This window comes from Paraburkholderia sp. MM5384-R2, assembly GCF_014201025.1.
Lineage (GTDB): Bacteria > Pseudomonadota > Gammaproteobacteria > Burkholderiales > Burkholderiaceae > Paraburkholderia > Paraburkholderia tuberum.
Map to the genome: position 1 here is coordinate 12701 of NZ_JACHDI010000015.1, position 17568 is coordinate 30268.

Genomic DNA, 17568 nt, shown 5'->3' on the forward strand with positions numbered 1-17568 from the left:
AAGGCCGTTGGGATCAGTTAAAATGCCTTTTCCGGGTTGAGCGCGCCGCGGCAAGGCGCCTGGTGTCGCGGCCGGCCGCCGGCGCCCGATCCCGCGGAGCCGTTGGGCCGAAGCGCTGGAGTTCGCTGCGCCTCGTCCCCGCGCGCTGTCCGTCACCGCCTTCTCATCAACTCGCATACTCAAGCCCATGAACAAGGTATTGCGTCTCTCCGACCTGATCGCCGAAGGCAAGCTGTCCGGCAAACGCGTGTTCATCCGCGCCGATCTGAACGTGCCGCAGGACGATCAAGGCAACATCACCGAAGACACCCGCATCCGCGCTTCCGTGCCGGCCATCAAGGCCGCGCTCGACGCCGGCGCCGCGGTGATGGTCACCTCGCACCTCGGCCGTCCGACCGAAGGCGACTTCAAGCCGGAAGATTCGCTCGCGCCGGTGGCGAAGCGTCTCGCGGAGCTGCTCGGCCGCGACGTGCCCCTCGTCGCGAATTGGGTCGAAAACGGCGTGAACGTCGCGCCGGGCTCGGTCGTGCTGCTCGAAAACTGCCGCGTCAACAAGGGCGAAAAGAAAGATTCCGACGAGCTCGCGCAGAAAATGGCCAAGCTCTGCGATATCTACGTGAACGACGCATTCGGCACCGCCCACCGCGCCGAAGCGACTACGCACGGCATCGCGAAGTACGCGCCGGTTGCCTGTGCGGGTCCGCTGCTCGCCGCTGAGCTCGAAGCGCTCGGCAAGGCGCTCGGCGCACCGAAGCGTCCGCTCGTGGCGATCGTCGCGGGCTCCAAGGTGTCGACCAAGCTGACCATCCTGAAGTCGCTCGCGGAGAAGGTCGACCAGCTGATCGTTGGCGGCGGCATCGCCAATACGTTCATGCTCGCGGCCGGCCTGAAGATCGGCAAGTCGCTCGCCGAAGCCGATCTCGTCGACGAAGCGAAGGCGATCATCGACGCGGCCAAGGCCCGGGGCGCCTCGGTGCCGATCCCGACCGACGTCGTCACGGCCAGGGAGTTCTCGCCGACCGCGAAGGCAGAAGTAAAGGCCGTCGCCGATGTGCAGGACGACGACATGATCCTCGACATCGGCCCGGAAACCGCCAAGGTGCTCGCCGCGCAACTCGAGAAGGCCGGCACGATCGTGTGGAACGGCCCGGTCGGCGTGTTCGAGTTCGACCAGTTCGGCAACGGCACGAAGACGCTCGCGGACGCGATCGCGCGCTCGGCGGCGTTCTCGATCGCAGGCGGCGGCGATACGCTCGCGGCAATCGCCAAGTACGGCATCCACGACCAGGTCAGCTACATTTCGACGGGCGGCGGCGCATTCCTCGAGTTCCTCGAGGGCAAGAAGCTGCCGGCGGTAGAAGTTCTGGAATCGCGGGCTTAACGTGGCGACGCGCTCCCCAGCGGCGAAGTCGACCAAGGCGCGTGGCGTGAAAGCGCAGCGCGGTAACGCGGCAACGCCGGCAGGGGAGCGCGCGACACGCGCGGCCGCTGCGTCGGCAGCGGCCGGACAGGACGAGGCGGCCGAAGCGCCGATAGCGCCCGCGGCCACCGAACCGGCGCTAGCCGCCGGAGCGCCCGCGGCCACCGAACCGGCGCTAGCCGCCGGAGCGCCCGCGGAACCGGTTGCACCGCCAGCTCCGACCGGCGACGCGGAGCAGCCCCCAACGGCACAGGTCGAAGCTGCTCAACACGATTCGGCCCGGCCGGAACAGCCTTCCGGCAAGCAGGGCAGCCAATCTCCGGCGCGCGAGGCGCCGCTCTCGAATACCGCATCACCCGCATCACTCCACAAAGCGACACCGGCCACAACCGGCGCGCGACCCCAGGCAGCATCTTTCGATGCGCGAACTCCGCAGCAGCCCCGCAGCGCTCTTACCAGCGATCCTATCCAGACGAGGAGACTCATGCATCGCGCCACCAAGATTGTCGCTACTATCGGTCCGGCTTCCAGCACGCCGGAAATCCTGCTGCAAATGATTCAGGCGGGATTGGACGTGGTGCGGCTCAATTTCTCACACGGCACCGCGGACGACCATCGCCAGCGCGCCGAATTCGTGCGCGAGGCGGCCCGTCAGGCCGGCCGCGAAGTCGCCATCATGGCTGACCTGCAAGGCCCGAAGATCCGCGTCGGCAAATTCGAGAGCGGCCGCACGACGCTCGTCACCGGCAATCCGTTCATTCTCGACGGGGAATGCGAGCTCGGCAACGACGAGCGCGTCGGCCTCGACTACAAGGATCTGCCGCGCGACCTGAAGCCGGGCGACGTGCTGCTGCTCAACGACGGTCTGATCGTGCTCAGCGTGCAACGCGTGATCGGCCAGGAGATCCACACGGTCGTGAAGATCGGCGGCGAGCTGTCGAACAACAAGGGCATCAACCGCCAGGGAGGCGGTCTGTCGGCGCCCGCGCTGACCGCCAAAGACATGGAGGACATCCGCACGGCGATGTCGCTCGGCGTCGATTTCGTCGCGGTGTCGTTCCCGAAAAACGCGACCGACATGGAAATGGCCCGCCAGCTCGCGAACATCGCCGGCGCGCCGTACGGCATCAAGCCGAAGATGATCGCGAAGATCGAGCGCGCGGAAGCGATTCCGGCGCTGCAAGGCATCCTCGACGCGTCGGACGGCATCATGGTCGCGCGTGGCGATCTGGCTGTGGAAGTGGGCAATGCCGCGGTGCCGGCGCTGCAAAAGCGCATGATCCGGATGGCGCGCGAATCGAACAAGTTCGTGATCACCGCGACGCAGATGATGGAGTCGATGATCCACGCGCCGGTGCCGACCCGCGCGGAAGTGTCGGACGTCGCCAACGCGGTGCTCGACGGCACGGACGCGGTGATGCTGTCGGCGGAATCGGCGGCGGGCAAGTACCCGGTGCAGACCATCGAGACGATGGCCGCGATTTGCGTCGAAGCGGAAAAGTCCGAGCAGTCGGAGCTCGACAAGGACTTCCTCGACCGCACGTTCACGCGGATCGACCAGTCGATCGCGATGGGCGCGCTGTTCACCGCCTATCACCTCGGCGCCAAGGCCATCGTCGCGCTGACCGAATCGGGCTCGACCGCGTTGTGGATGTCGCGTCACTGGACCCACGTGCCGATCTTCGCGCTGACGCCGCGCGTCGGCAGCGAACGGGCGATGGCGCTGTACCGCAACGTGACGTCGCTGCATCTGGACACCAACACCGACCGCGACACGGCGCTGCAGCAGGCGCTCGAAACGGTGGTCGGCAAGGGCTACGCGTCGCACGGCGACATGGTCGTGCTGACGGTCGGCGAGCCGATGGGTCAGGCGGGCGGCACCAACACGTTGAAGATCGTGCGGGTAGGTGAACCGTACTGATCAGGCAGGACTGCTCGATCGGCACAGGTTCGATTGAGCGAAGCAGGGCGGCGAAACCCGCACGGTCCATGTGCGACGGCGCACCAAAGCGCCGGTGTCATCGCGGGAACGCCCCCTGCTTCGCGATAAAATCGCCGCAAAAGATGCCGACGGCAAAAGAATTCGTTTCAATCTAAGGAGTTTCAGCATGCCTCTCGTATCAATGCGTCAACTGCTGGACCATGCTGCGGAAAACGGCTATGGCCTTCCGGCATTCAACGTGAACAACCTGGAGCAGGTGCAGGCGATCATGGCCGCGGCCGACAAGGTCAACGCCCCGGTCATCATGCAGGCGTCGGCCGGTGCGCGTAAGTACGCGGGCGAGCCGTTCCTGCGTCATCTGATCGAAGCGGCGGTCGAGTCGTATCCGCACATTCCGGTCGTGATGCACCAGGACCACGGTCAGTCGCCGGCGGTGTGCATGGCGGCGATTCGCAGCGGCTTCACCAGCGTGATGATGGACGGTTCGCTCGAAGCCGACGGCAAGACGGTCGCATCGTACGAGTACAACGTCGAAGTGTCGCGCAAGGTCGTCGAGGCGGCGCACTCGATCGGCGTCACCGTGGAAGCGGAGCTGGGCGTGCTCGGTTCGCTCGAAACGATGAAGGGCGACAAGGAAGACGGCCACGGCGCCGAAGGCACGATGACGCGTGAACAACTGCTGACCGATCCGGAGCAGGCCGCCGACTTCGTCAAGCTGACCCAGTGCGACGCGCTGGCCATCGCGATCGGCACCTCGCACGGCGCCTACAAGTTCAGCAAGAAGCCGACTGGAGATATTCTCTCGATCCAGCGCATCAAGGAAATCCATCAGCGCATTCCGAACACGCACCTCGTGATGCACGGCTCGTCGTCGGTGCCGCAGGAGCTGCTCGCGGAAATCCGCGAATTCGGCGGCGACATGAAGGAAACCTACGGCGTGCCGGTCGAAGAAATCCAGGAAGGCATCCGTCACGGCGTGCGCAAGGTCAACATCGATACCGACCTGCGTCTGGCGATCACGGGCGCGATCCGTCGCCACATGGCGACCAACCCGGGCAAGTTCGATCCGCGCGATTACCTGAAGCCGGCGCGCGAAGCGGCGATGAAGATCTGTATCGACCGTTACATGCAATTCGGCTGCGAAGGCCAGGCTGGCAAGATCAAGCCGGTTTCGCTTGATAAAATTGCGCAGAAGTACAAGTCGGGCGAGCTCGCGCAAGTCGTCCGTTAAGCTGTAGTTTTGGCTCCGCGCCTGGCCGTTTGGCCAGGTTGTCGTTCGATCGCCGTTCCCGCATCATCGGGGGAACGGCGTTTCCCTTTTGTTCCGGTCACATTTTTTGCACCACTTTTAGCGAACCACGACGATGTCTACCCTCTACGAATCCACGCTCCGCTCGCTGCCGCTGCTCGGCCGCGGCAAAGTCCGCGACAACTATGCCGTGGGCAACGACCAGTTGCTGATCGTCACGACCGACCGTCTGTCGGCGTTCGACGTGATCATGGGCGAGCCGATTCCGAACAAGGGCCGCGTGCTCAACGCGATGGCGAACTTCTGGTTCGAGAAACTGCAGCACGTGGTGCCGAACCACCTGACGGGCGTCGCGCCGGAGTCGGTGGTCGCGCCGGACGAAGTCGAGCAGGTCAAGGGGCGCGCGGTGGTCGTCAAGCGTCTCGAGCCGATCCTCGTCGAAGCGGTGGTGCGCGGGTATCTGGCCGGCAGTGGCTGGAAAGATTACCAGGCCACCGGTTCGGTCTGCGGCGTGCAACTGCCGCCGGGTCTGCAGAACGCGCAGAAGCTGCCCGAGCCGATCTTCACGCCGGCCGCCAAGGCCGAGATGGGCCACCACGACGAAAACATCACCTACGACGAGATGGAGCGCCGCATCGGCACCGAACTGTCGGCCACGATCCGCGACATTTCGATCCGTCTGTATAAGGAAGCCGCAGATTACGCGGCCACGCGCGGCATCATCATTGCGGACACGAAGTTCGAATTCGGTCTGGACAACCACGGCAAGCTGTATCTGATGGACGAGGCGCTGACCGCCGATTCGTCGCGCTTCTGGCCGGCGGACCAGTACCAGGTCGGCACGAACCCGCCGTCGTTCGACAAGCAGTTCGTGCGCGACTGGCTCGAAACCCAGCCGTGGAAGAAAGAGCCGCCGGCGCCGAAGCTGCCGGACGACGTGGTCGCGAAAACGGGCGAGAAGTACCAGGAAGCGCTCGAGCGCCTGACCGGCCACAAGCTCGACTGATCTGATCGCGCGCGCCGTGTCAGGCGCGCATCGCCGGGAAACAAGGAAGCCGTAAGATGAGTGAAGCACAAACCGCCCATACGCATGATGCGCCGGTCGTCGGCGTATTGATGGGCTCCAGTTCCGACTGGGAAGTGATGAAAAACGCCGTCGCGATTCTGCAGGAATTCGGCGTGCCGTACGAAGCGAAGGTCGTGTCCGCGCACCGCATGCCCGACGAAATGTTCGCCTATGCTGAAAGCGCGCGCGAGCGCGGCATTCGCGCGATCATCGCGGGTGCGGGCGGCGCCGCGCATCTGCCGGGCATGCTGGCCGCGAAGACCACGGTGCCGGTGCTCGGCGTGCCGGTCGCGAGCAAGTATCTGAAGGGCGTCGATTCGCTGCATTCGATCGTGCAGATGCCCAAGGGTGTGCCGGTCGCGACGTTTGCGATCGGCGAGGCGGGTGCCGCGAACGCGGCGCTGTTTGCGGTGTCCCTGCTCTCCGGCACCAGCGCCGAATATGCGGACAAGCTCGCTGCATTCCGTGTGCGCCAGAACGAAGCGGCTCACGCGATGGTATTGCCGGCGCTGTAAGCGCGCTGGTTGTTTTATAAGACGTCTCCTGTCCGACCCCCGGCCGGATGCCCGCCGCTCGCTGTGCGAGCGCGACGCGTATCCGGCCGCGACCGACCACCAAGATGAACCCTGACAACACACCGGTTTCACCGATTCTGCCCGGCGCATGGCTTGGCATGGTCGGTGGCGGCCAGCTCGGCCGCATGTTCTGTTTTGCCGCCCAGGCGATGGGCTATCGCGTCGCCGTGCTCGACCCGGACGAAACCAGCCCGGCGGGCGCGGTCGCCGACCGCCACCTGCGCGCGGCCTACGGCGACGAAGCGGCGCTGACCGAACTCGCGCGGTTGTGCGCGGCGGTGTCGACCGAATTCGAGAACGTGCCGTCCGCGAGCCTCGACTTTCTCGGCAAGACCACCTTCGTGAGCCCGGCGGGGCGTTGCGTCGCCGTCGCGCAGGACCGAATCGCCGAGAAGCGCTTTATCGCGTCGTCGGGTGTGACGGTTGCGCCGCACGTCGTGATCGAGTCGTCGGATGCGCTTGCGGCGCTGGGCGATGGCGAGCTCGAAGCGGTGCTGCCCGGCATCCTGAAAACGGCGCGCATGGGTTACGACGGCAAAGGCCAGATCCGCGTGCGCAACGCCGAGGAAGTGCGCGAGGCGCATGCGTCGCTCGGCGGCGTGCCGTGTGTGCTCGAGAAGCGCCTGCCGCTGAAGTTCGAGGTGTCGGCGCTGATCGCGCGCGCGGCGAGCGGGGCGTCGGTGGTCTATCCGCTCGCGCAGAATACGCATCGCGACGGCGTGCTGTCGCACACCATCGTCCCCGCGCCGGACGCGTCGCCGGCGCTCGTGCAGCAGGCTCAACAGGCCGCGCTGCAGATCGCCGAGAAGCTCGGCTACGTCGGCGTGCTGTGCGTCGAATTCTTCATTCTCGAAGACGGCTCGCTAGTCGCCAACGAAATGGCGCCGCGCCCGCATAACTCCGGCCACTACACGGTCGACGCGTGCGCGACGAGCCAGTTCGAGCAGCAGGTGCGCGCGATGACCAGCATGCCGCTCGGCGACACGCGCCAGCATTCGCCGGCGGTGATGCTGAACATCCTCGGCGACGTGTGGTTTCCGGACGGTCCAAAGCGCGCGGCGGTCACGCCGCCGTGGCAGGAAGTCGCCGCGATGCCGTCAGCGCGCCTGCATCTGTACGGCAAGGAAGAGGCGCGTTGCGGCCGCAAGATGGGCCACGTGAACTTCACCGCGCCGACCCTCGAAGAAGCCCGCACCGCGGCGCGCGATTGCGCGCGGCTGCTGCACATCGCTACCAGCTGACGCGCGCACCATGCCGGATCAACAGAAACCCGCCGAGGACGCTACCAACGCGTTGCCGGTCAGCGCCGCGCAGATCGAGCACGCGGCGGCCTTGCTCGACGCGGGGGGCCTGGTCGCGTTTCCGACGGAAACCGTGTACGGCCTCGGCGGCGATGCCGAGAACCCGGACGCGGTCGCGCGCATTTACGCGGCGAAGGGGCGGCCGGCCAATCATCCGGTGATCGTGCATCTCGCGCCGCATGGCGATCCGAACTACTGGGTCGAGTATTTGCCGGCGGATGCGCAGCGCCTGATCGATGCGTTCTGGCCGGGACCGCTCACGTTGATCCTCAAGCGCGCTGCGCGCATTCCGGCGGCGGTCAGCGGCGGGCAGGACTCGGTGGGACTGCGCTGCCCGTCGCATCCGGTTGCGCAGGCGTTGCTCGATGCATTCAGCGCGTTGCGCGGCGGGCATGGCGGCGTCGCCGCGCCGTCGGCGAACCGCTTCGGGCATGTGAGCCCGACCACCGCGCAGCATGTGCGCGACGAGTTCGGCAGCGCGATTCATGTGCTCGATGGCGGCGCGTCGGATGTCGGTATCGAGTCGACGATTCTCGATCTGTCGCGCGGCTTTCCGGCGCTGCTGAGGCCCGGTCGCGTGACGCCGCAGGATATTGCCGACGTGCTCGGTGAGGCGCCGCGTCTGCCCGACGGGTCGGACGCGACCGCGCCGCGCGCGTCGGGCACGTTGAAAGCGCATTACGCGCCGCGCACGCCGCTCGTGCTGCTGCCACTCGGCGAGCTCGAGCCGCTGCTCGCGGTGCGCGAGCCGGGCGAGCGCGTAGCACTGGTCGCGCGCGCGTCGCGTGCGGGACAGTGGGCCGATGTCGACGGCGTGCATTTCGTCGCCGCGCCGGAAGATCCGCATGTCTATGCACGCGAGCTCTATGGCTTGCTGCGCGCGCTCGATCGCGCGAACGTCACGCGGATTCTGATCGAGAAGCTGCCCGATACGATCGAATGGATTGCGGTCAACGATCGGCTCGGGCGCGCGGCGGCAGCATTCGAAGCGCAGCACTGACGCAATCGGATCCCTGCGCTGCGCTGCGCTGCATGGCGTGGCCACCGGAAAAGGCAAAGGCCCGGCTCGTTCAACGAGCCGGGCCTTTTGCCATCTAGCCAGCCTTAGCGACGCCGGTTAGCTGTCATGTGAATACCGCTAACCCCACGGCCAACGCTGCGTTACTTGCCAAGCCCGCTAGCAGCGATCTGCGTCTCGACCTGCTGTGCGAACAGCGCTTGCAGATGCGTGGTCGGATGCACGAGGTCGGCGAACATGTAGGTCTGGTCCGCGCCGGCCACCGTGTAGGTTTGCGGCGAGCAGAACAGCGACGATGCAATCGCGCTGCCGAAGTCCGCCGCCGTCTGGCCGGATGCGAGCACGCTCGGATTGTTCGTCGCGTACGTGGTCGCGCTTTGGGCCATCGACGCCAGGTTACACGCGGTACCCGTATTCGACACGGTGAAACCGAGCGACTGATAGTTCTGCAACGTCTGGTCGATCCACGCGAATGCGCTCACGTAGATGACCTGCTTGGTCGACGCGAGGCCTTGCTGCAGCGTGCCGTTGTAGGTCTTGACGAGCGCGTTGATGAGCGCCTGGCCTTGCGCGCCCGCCGCGAGACCTTGCGGCGTCTGCGCGATGTCCGGCACGTCCGACACCACCACGTGCGTCGCGCCCGACGCGACGACCTTCTGCACCGTGCCGACGAACGTGGTCGCCGCGGTGGTAATGTCCTTTAGCGCCGCCAGCGTGGCTGTCTGCGACGCGGCGGCTGCCGCCGTCTGCGCGTCGGCCGGGGTACCGCCGTTCAGGAGCGCCTGCGTCGCCGCTGCCGTACCGGCAGCCGAGACCGCTTGCACCGCGACGAAGATGTCGTTCGCGCCGCCGTTCATCAGCACGAGCTGGTTGGAATTGAAGCTGTTATTGTGCCCGGCCAGATAGTGGGCGACCTGCGTCGTGACCGGCTCCGTCGTCGCGGCCATGTTGTTCGGCGCGTAGCCTTCGCCCGGCTGCAGATCGACACGCGAGCCGCCCTGCGCGTAACCGAGGCCGCCCGTCGCGGTGAGCGGCATGCCGAAGCCGCCGACGTACGCGGCGGTGAGCGTGCCGCCGTAGTACTCGGCGACCTTCTGCGTCCAGACCTCACCCGGATTCGTCGTGAAGCGGCCGCCGCCCGTGCCGACGTTCGCCTGGACCGTCGGCATGTATGTGCCGACATCCGACAGGCTGTCGCCGAATGACACGACCTGCAGCGTGACGCCCCCCGGCGGCGTGTTGCTGCTGCTCGAACTATTGTTGTCGCTGCCACCGCCGCATGCCGCGAGCGCGGCGAACGCTGCGCTCGCCACTGCGATCTGCGTGACGCGCAACCATTGCTGTTTCTTCGAAGCGGTTTGATTCATGTTGACTGCATCTCCTCGTATGTGTGGCTCTTGATGCCATGTGTTGCAGGCGGCGTCCACCGCGTTGGCGGCGTGACGACAGCTTACAGAATCTTCTACGGCCTGCGCGATGTCCGAAGCGCGACCGTATGGTTTGAGTTCAAGCCGGCTCCCTTCGCGTGCTGCGCATGACAAGCGGCGGCCCAGGCGGGCGGCGCGAACAGCGCACGCCATTTGTTGCGCCAGCCGCGCACGCTCGCGAAGTCGGCGGCCATCGATGCCCATTCGTGAAACGTCGCCTTCAGCGGGTTGTACGTGTGCAGCGGCTCGACGATGCCGTACCGCGGCGCCTCGTGCGGATCTTCTTCGACGTAGCTGCCGAGCAGGCGATCCCAGATCACCAGTACACCTGCGGAATTGCGATCGATGTAGCGATCGTTGCGCGCATGATGCACGCGATGGATCGACGGCGTATTGAACACGTATTCGAGCCAGCCGAGCTTGCCGATCGCCTGCGTGTGCACGAAGAACTGGAAGCCGAGATTGATCAGCACGATCGCGACGATCTGCTTCGGAGCAAAGCCAGGAATGGCGAGCGGAATCCAGAACACCCACATGCCGGCGATCGGGTACATCAGGCTCTGGCGGAACGCGGTGGAAAAATTCATTCGCTCCGACGAGTGATGCACGACGTGCGCGGCCCACAGCCAGCGCACGCGATGACTGCAGCGATGAAAGACGTAATAGAGCAGGTCCTGCGCGACGAACAGCACGACGAACGACAGCCACGTCGCCGGCCATGTATGAATGCGGTAATGCTCGTAGAAAAACGCGTAGACAGGGATGATCGCGAGCCACGCGAGCTTGTCGGCGGCCTGCTGCAGCAGCGCGAGCGCGGCGTTGCACAGCGTGTCGCGCCAGCTGTAGAGCCGTTCGGCCGGGCGCGTGCGGCGCACGTGCCACGCCTCCCAGCCGATGCAGGCAAGAAAGACGGGCGCCATGGCGAGCAGCAGCAATTCGGCATCGAATTGCATCTTGTCTCCCTTCCTGGTCCCTGACCGCCGCGCGGTACGCAGCGGGTGGTGTCGTTATCGTTCGTGAGGTCGCGCGGTCTGCACGACCGGGGCCCTGCGCGGCAAGCCCGTGATGTCGCGCGCCGCATGCTGCCCGACAGCGTACACGGTTAGGAGCTTGCCGCGCGCGGCATCGCTAGAAGGAATACTCAGTGGCCGCCGCGTTTGCGCGGGTTTTTCCTGGGCTTCTCGCGCGCTTCCGCGATGGGCGCGGAGATCTTCGTGAAGCCCTGCGACGGGCCTTCGTACACCCATTCGAGCAGCGCGTCGTGCGCGGCGCGCGCCGCTTCCGAATGCGGGTCGTTGATCAGGCTGACGACGACATAGCTGTTGCCGTCGGCCGACGCGACGTAGCCGGCGATCGCGCGTACGTCGCGCAGCGTGCCGGTCTTGATGTGCGCGTTGCCGCCCGCGCCCTGGCTGGTCAGGCGATTGCGCATCGTGCCGTCGACACCGGCGATCGGCAGCGAGTCGACGAACACCTGCGCGACTGGGCTCGCGTTCGCGCGTTGCAGAACATCGGCGAGCGCGAGCGCGGTGATGTGTTCGTCGCGCGACAGGCCCGAGCCGTTATCGAGCGACAGGTATTCGGTGTTCAGGCTGTCGCGCGTCAGGAAAGCTTCGACCGCGTGCGCGGCTTTCGCGGGCGTGGCGGGCGGCCCTTCCTCGGCGGCGCCGATTGTCAGGAACAGGTTGCGCGCCATCGTGTTGTTGCTGAACTTGTTGATGTCGCGAACGATGTCCGACAGCATTGGCCCCTCGTGCCTGGCGACGAGCTTCGCGCCGGCGGGCACTGCGCCTTCGCGGGTCGCGCCCGTGAATGTGCCGCCGGTTTGCTGCCACAGCGCGAGGAAGCCGCGCGCGAAGAACGTCGAGTGATCGAGCACGGCGACGTTGATCGTGCGCGCGTCGCAGCGCACCGGAAAGTCGCCGATAAACGACGCGACGAGCGTGCCGTCAGGCTCCGGCGTGACGGTCGGCGTCGGCAACTCGCCCCGGCATGGGCCGCTCGTCGCACGCAACTGGTTGTCGATGCGCAGTTGCGCGAGCGCGGGCAGCACGTCGATCGCCACCGTGCCATCGGGCGACGGCATCAGCGTAAAAGACAGCGATTTGAACGCGTACAGCAGCGGATCGGGGCCGACGTTGTACGGCGCGTTCACGTCGTCGTCGAACGCGGGCAGGTCGCGAGTCGACGGATCGAAGTAGCGCTTGTCGAGCACCAGCGCGCCGTCGATACCGTTGATGCCCGCCTTGTGAATCTTCTGCACGAGGTCGATCAGTTCTTCGGGCACGAGCTTCGGGTCGCCGGTGCCCTGGATGTACAGATTGCCGTGCAGCACGCCGCTCGCGTCGAGCGGGCCGTCCGCGTACGCGCTGGTGCGCCAGCGGTAACCGGGACCAAGGATCGACAGGCCCGAGTAGGTGGTGACGAGCTTCATGGTCGAGGCGGGCATCATCGGCTTGCCGGCGTTCAGCGCGAGGATCGGCGTGCGATCGCCGACCTTTTCGACGACCACGCTGATCGACGACAACGGCACGTGCGCGCGCTGCAGACCGACCATCACCGGCTGCGGCAGTACCGTCGTGACGTTGACGCTCGGATGCGTGGCCTTGACGCGGGCCTCCCCGGTCAGCGGCAGCAGCGTGCCTGCGCCGAGCGCGGCGGCGCAGAGCCAGACGGCCGCGCGCGGCACGACACGGTCAGGCATGAAGGCTGCGCGATCGAACATACGGCGCGAGCGCAGCGCCATACGGCGTGCGACGGAAGACAGAAAAGCGTGCGTCATGAAAAGGTGAACGGGCAAACGGACGAGCAGGATTTCAAGGTGTGCGGCGAGCGGCGTGCGCCGTGCGCGGGACGATGGAACGGCAAGCTGGGCGCCTTGACGGCGCGGTAGCGCGCCGCGGTCTACCCGACGGCCGTCGCGCGACGCAAAGCGCCCATTGTAGTGACATCCCGCGAGGCTGCGGTGAAAAAAGCGCCACACGCCGCACGGGCCGGAAGCGGGCGCTAGAATGCGGCATCATCGAATGTTTTGGAACGGACAACCATGCGCATCCTGCTAGTCGAAGATGACCGGATGATCGCCGAAGGCGTGCGCAAGGCGCTGCGCGGCGAAGGCTTCGCCGTCGATTGGGTCGAGGACGGCGAAGCCGCGCTGCGAGCGGCGGCGGCCCAGCCTTACGACCTCGCGTTGCTCGACCTCGGTCTGCCCAAGCGCGACGGTCTCGAGGTGCTGCGCGCACTGCGTGCGCGCGGCCATGCGCTGCCGGTGCTGATCGTCACCGCGCGCGACGCGGTCGCCGATCGTGTCAAGGGTCTCGACGCCGGCGCTGACGATTACCTTGTCAAACCTTTCGATCTCGACGAACTCGCTGCGCGGATGCGCGCGCTGATCCGGCGCCAGTCCGGCCGCAGCGATTCGACGATTCGCCACGGCAATTTGACCCTCGATCCCGCGTCGCACCAGGTGACGCTCGATGGCGCCCTGGTCGCGCTATCCGCGCGCGAATTCGCGCTGCTCGAGGCGCTGCTCGCGCGACCCGGCGCGGTGCTGTCCAAGAGCCAGCTAGAGGAAAAGATGTATGGCTGGGGCGAGGAGATCGGCAGCAATACCGTCGAGGTCTATATTCACGCGCTGCGCAAGAAGCTCGGCGCCGATCTGATCCGTAACGTCCGCGGGCTTGGCTACATGATTGCGAAGGACGCCTGAGCCGATGCGCTCGATTCGCCGACAACTGTTGTTCTGGCTGCTCGCGCTCGTGCTGCTCGGCGTCGGCATCGCGGGCTGGCTGATCTACCGGCAGGCACTCGCCGAAGCGAACGAGCTGTTCGACTACCAGCTCGAGCAGATCGCCGCGGCGCTGCCGGCGGAACCGTTCTCGCAGGTGCTCGGCCGCGATACCGGCGACGAGGGCATCGTGCTGCAGATCTGGAACCGCAACGGCATGCTGATGTATTACTCGCGGCCGCGTGCGCCGCTCGCGCCGCGCGCCGAACTCGGTTTTTCGACCGAGCGCACCGACCGCGGCGAATGGCGCGTATATGGCGCGATCGTCGGCGACAACGTCGTGCAGCTCGCGCAGCCGCTGTCGGTGCGCAACCGGCTCGCCGCCAATGTCGCGCTGCGCACGCTGTGGCCGCTGATCGTGCTGCTGCCGCTGCTCGGACTCGCGGTATGGGTGATCGTCGGTCGCGGGCTGCGGCCGCTGCGGCGCGTGACGAGCGCGCTCGACACCCGTCATCCCGAAGCACTGGATCCATTGCCTGATCAGCGCCTGCCGCTCGAAGTGCGGCCGCTCGTGCGTGCGCTGAACGGGCTGCTGCAGCGGCTCGCGACCGCGCTCGATATCCAGAAGGCGTTCGTCGCCGATGCCGCGCACGAATTGCGCACGCCGCTTGCCGCGGTACAGATTCAGGCGCAACTGGTCGCGCGCGCGAAGGACGACACAGCCCGCAGCGAGGCGCTCGCAGACCTGCAGGCGGGTGTCACGCGCGCGACGCGCCTCGCCGAGCAACTGCTCGCGCTCGCGCGCGCCGAGCCGGACGGCGCCGCCGGCGCAGTGATGCTCGATCTGCGCGAGCTGCTGCAGGAGTGCGTCGCGACCTACGCGCCGCTCGCGATGAATCGCGGCGTCGACCTCGGCATCGAGGCGAGCGAGGCCGCCAGCGTGACCGGCGACGCCGAAGCGCTGCGCGTGATGTTCAACAACCTCGTCGACAACGCGACCAAGTACACGCCGCGTGGCGGCCGCGTCGACGTCAGCCTGCGTGTCGAGGACGGCCATCCGGTCGTGCGGATCGCCGATAGCGGCCCCGGTATCGATCCCGCCGATCGCGAGCGCGTGTTCGACCGGTTCTATCGCGCGGGAGCGGGCGCGAATCGCGCGCGCACCGACGTGGCGGGCAGCGGCCTCGGTCTCGCGATCGTGCGTCGGATCGCCACCCAACATCATGCGCAAGTGTCGCTCGATGACTCGCCGGCCGGTGGTTTGCAGGTCATCGTACGCTTTTGATCATGGTGATTTACTGTTCGGCCAACGCCGGCGTTCGTGCTGGTGCGGCGGTCCGTAGCGGCCGGTCCGATAAGGTTCCCATGATCTGGCGCTGCTTAAGACTCTTTTAAGTGATGCCCTTTACGCTCGTCGACATCCAAAGTCACTTTCTCCAGTCAGGAGCTCATGATGAACGCGAAAACCTTGTCCCGCGGCGCCGTTGCGGTAGCTGTGGCCGCTGCGCTTTCAGCCGGCTATGTGGCGGGCCATCGCGATGTGCCAGCACCGCAGATCATCTCGCCGGCGCAAGCCGCCGCGATGATGCCAGCCGAAGCAGCCGCCAAAACCGGTATCCCCGATTTCTCCGGTCTCGTCGAAACCTACGGTCCGGCCGTCGTCAACATCAGCGCGAAGCACGTGGTCAAGCAAACCGCGATGCGTGGTAATGGCGGCAACCTCAACGGCAACCAGCTGCCGATCGATCCGAACGATCCGTTCTATCAGTTCTACAAGCGGTTCTTCGGCGGTGTGCCCGGCATGCAGGGCGGCGATGGCGGAGACGCGCCCGACCAGCCGAGCGTGAGCCTCGGCTCGGGCTTCATCATCAGCAATGACGGCTACATTCTGACGAACGCGCACGTGGTCGATGGCGCGAACGTCGTCACCGTGAAGCTCACCGACAAGCGCGAATTCAAGGCGAAGGTGGTCGGTGCCGACAAGCAGTCCGACGTCGCCGTGCTGAAGATCAACGCGAGCGATCTGCCGACGGTGAAGATTGGCGATCCGCGCCAAAGCAAGGTTGGTCAGTGGGTCGTCGCGATCGGCTCACCGTACGGCTTCGACAACACCGTGACCTCGGGCATCATCAGCGCGAAGTCGCGTTCGCTGCCCAATGAGAACTACACGCCGTTCATCCAGACCGATGTGCCGGTGAACCCTGGCAACTCGGGCGGTCCGCTCTTTAATCTGCAAGGCGAAGTGATCGGCATCAACTCGATGATCTACTCGCAGACGGGCGGCTTCCAGGGTCTGTCGTTCGCGATCCCGATCAGCGAGGCGATCAAGGTCAAAGACGATCTCGTCAAGACCGGTCACGTGAGCCGCGGCCGCCTCGGCGTCGCAGTACAGGGCTTGAACCAGACGCTCGCCGAGTCGTTCGGCATGCAGAAGCCGCAAGGCGCGCTGGTCAGCTCGGTTGACGCCAACGGGCCAGCGGCCAAGGCTGGCTTGCAGCCGGGCGACGTGATCCTGTCGGTGAATGGCGACGAAGTGAGCGATTCGACGGATCTGCCGGCGAAGATCGCAGGTCTCGCGCCGGGCAGCTCGGCGACGCTGAAAGTGTGGCGTGATAAGGCCAGCAAGGACGTGAAGGTGACGATCGGCTCGTTCTCGGACGCAAAGGTTGCGTCGGCGAACAAGACCGATCAGCAGACCCAGTTGCAAGGCCGTCTCGGTGTCGCGGTGCGGCCGCTGACGCCGGAAGAGAAGAGCAGCGCGTCGGTGTCGCACGGTCTGCTCGTACAGCAGGCAGGCGGCGCGGCGGCGAGTGCCGGCATCCAGGCGGGCGACGTGATTCTCGCGGTCAATGGCCGTCCGGTCACGAACATCGATCAGTTGAAGCAGATGATTTCGGGCGCAGGCAACAGCATTGCGCTGCTGATCCAGCGGGACAACGCGCAGATTTTCGTGCCCGTAGATCTCGGCTGATCCAGTATCCGGGCGGTTCGAACGGATCGCCCATCCCAGTTTGAGCTGTAGTAGCGATTGCCGGTCCTTTGCATTTACTGCAAGGACCGGTTTTTTTTCGCCTGTCCGCACCGTGCTATGGCGAGCAGCGCGGACAGGGCGAAACGCGCCACGCGGCTTGTCGTCACGGTCGCGCATGTCCAGTCGACGCAACCGGATGGTTGGCACGCAGGTTGCTTCGAGCTTGATTTGGGCCTGTTCGGGGACTGGGCAAGGACTGCAACAAGGAGAGCGAACCGATGAAAACCCAACGCAATCAGCAAAGGATCGTAGCCGTCGCGCTGAGCGCGGCGCTCGCGCTCGGATTGGCGGGCGGTGCGTACGCGCAGCAGGCGGGCGTGACCGGTGGCTCGACGACCGACAACACCAGCGCGGGCAACACCAACGGCGGTGGTCTGCCGCAAGTCCAGCAGCAGGGCGACGTGTCGTACGTGTCGGGCGGCGTCGGCCTCGACGAATCGCGGGCGTTGCGACAAGCGCAAAGCCAGTGGCCACTGACGTTGCGCTTCACCGGACCCAACGCCGAGTTTCTCGCGGATGTGCACGTGCGTATCGTCGATGCCCATAACGGCGAAGTGCTGAACACGACGTCGCGCGGACCGTTCATGCTGGTGCGCTTGAGCCCCGGCCGCTATACGGTGCACGCGAAATACAACGACAGCGAGCAAACCCGCTCGGTTAGCGTGCCGGCGCACGGCAACGTCAAATCCGCGTTCATCTGGAACGCGAAGTAACGGGTCGATCGGTCCGCCGCCGCGCAGCAAGCTTGCGCAATCGGCCGAAGTTTGGCCGATAATGAAGCCACGGGCAGCTCCCGTGGCTTTGCCGTTCCG

At 66.0% G+C, this 17568-nt stretch carries 14 protein-coding genes; 11 read left to right on the forward strand and 3 right to left on the reverse strand.

The window, feature by feature from the left end; translation table 11 throughout:
- Window positions 1–187: 187 nt before the first annotated feature.
- The 7 genes from HDG37_RS22465 (at window position 188) to HDG37_RS22495 (ending at window position 8553) form a co-directional block, all read left to right on the forward strand.
- Window positions 188–1381, forward strand: coding sequence for a phosphoglycerate kinase (locus HDG37_RS22465; protein ID WP_184023003.1), 1194 nt, complete (start codon window positions 188–190; stop codon window positions 1379–1381).
- Between the two features lie 523 nt (window positions 1382–1904).
- Complete coding sequence (gene pyk / locus HDG37_RS22470; protein WP_184051418.1) at window positions 1905–3341, forward strand: pyruvate kinase; 1437 nt, start codon at window positions 1905–1907, stop codon at window positions 3339–3341.
- Between the two features lie 187 nt (window positions 3342–3528).
- Window positions 3529–4593, forward strand: coding sequence for a class II fructose-bisphosphate aldolase (gene fba, locus HDG37_RS22475; protein WP_184051420.1), 1065 nt, complete (start codon window positions 3529–3531; stop codon window positions 4591–4593).
- A 133-nt stretch (window positions 4594–4726) separates the two neighbouring features.
- The gene (locus tag HDG37_RS22480) at window positions 4727–5617 is read left to right on the forward strand and encodes a phosphoribosylaminoimidazolesuccinocarboxamide synthase (protein WP_184051422.1); all 891 of its coding nucleotides are present in this window, start codon (window positions 4727–4729) and stop codon (window positions 5615–5617) included.
- Between the two features lie 56 nt (window positions 5618–5673).
- Window positions 5674–6192 (forward strand): 5-(carboxyamino)imidazole ribonucleotide mutase, encoded by a 519-nt coding sequence (gene purE, locus HDG37_RS22485; RefSeq protein WP_018421699.1) that lies wholly within the window; start codon window positions 5674–5676, stop codon window positions 6190–6192.
- A 104-nt stretch (window positions 6193–6296) separates the two neighbouring features.
- Window positions 6297–7493, forward strand: a complete 1197-nt coding sequence (locus tag HDG37_RS22490) for a 5-(carboxyamino)imidazole ribonucleotide synthase (protein ID WP_184023007.1) — start codon at window positions 6297–6299, stop codon at window positions 7491–7493.
- A 10-nt stretch (window positions 7494–7503) separates the two neighbouring features.
- Window positions 7504–8553 (forward strand): L-threonylcarbamoyladenylate synthase, encoded by a 1050-nt coding sequence (locus HDG37_RS22495; protein ID WP_184051424.1) that lies wholly within the window; start codon window positions 7504–7506, stop codon window positions 8551–8553.
- A 161-nt stretch (window positions 8554–8714) separates the two neighbouring features.
- Here HDG37_RS22495 and HDG37_RS22500 read toward each other — a convergent pair whose 3' ends face one another.
- The 3 genes from HDG37_RS22500 to dacB all read right to left on the reverse strand — a co-directional run bounded on the left by HDG37_RS22500 (window position 8715) and on the right by dacB (window position 12702).
- Window positions 8715–9938, reverse strand: coding sequence for an SGNH/GDSL hydrolase family protein (locus HDG37_RS22500; protein ID WP_184051426.1), 1224 nt, complete (start codon window positions 9936–9938; stop codon window positions 8715–8717).
- A 95-nt stretch (window positions 9939–10033) separates the two neighbouring features.
- Complete coding sequence (locus HDG37_RS22505; RefSeq protein WP_184051428.1) at window positions 10034–10951, reverse strand: sterol desaturase family protein; 918 nt, start codon at window positions 10949–10951, stop codon at window positions 10034–10036.
- Window positions 10952–11139: 188 nt separating this feature from the next.
- Complete coding sequence (dacB, locus tag HDG37_RS22510) at window positions 11140–12702, reverse strand: D-alanyl-D-alanine carboxypeptidase/D-alanyl-D-alanine-endopeptidase (protein ID WP_409260239.1); 1563 nt, start codon at window positions 12700–12702, stop codon at window positions 11140–11142.
- Window positions 12703–13044: 342 nt separating this feature from the next.
- Here dacB and HDG37_RS22515 point away from each other — a divergent pair, with 342 nt between their 5' ends.
- The 4 genes from HDG37_RS22515 to HDG37_RS22530 all read left to right on the forward strand — a co-directional run bounded on the left by HDG37_RS22515 (window position 13045) and on the right by HDG37_RS22530 (window position 17469).
- Window positions 13045–13707, forward strand: coding sequence for a response regulator (locus HDG37_RS22515; RefSeq protein WP_090801714.1), 663 nt, complete (start codon window positions 13045–13047; stop codon window positions 13705–13707).
- A 4-nt stretch (window positions 13708–13711) separates the two neighbouring features.
- On the forward strand, window positions 13712–15010 hold the full coding sequence (locus HDG37_RS22520; RefSeq protein WP_184051432.1) for an ATP-binding protein: 1299 nt from the start codon (window positions 13712–13714) through the stop codon (window positions 15008–15010).
- Between the two features lie 168 nt (window positions 15011–15178).
- On the forward strand, window positions 15179–16696 hold the full coding sequence (locus HDG37_RS22525; RefSeq protein ID WP_184051652.1) for a DegQ family serine endoprotease: 1518 nt from the start codon (window positions 15179–15181) through the stop codon (window positions 16694–16696).
- Window positions 16697–16974: 278 nt separating this feature from the next.
- A complete protein-coding gene (locus HDG37_RS22530; RefSeq protein WP_184051434.1) occupies window positions 16975–17469 on the forward strand; it encodes a carboxypeptidase regulatory-like domain-containing protein in 495 nt (164 codons plus the stop codon).
- Window positions 17470–17568 lie beyond the last annotated feature (99 nt).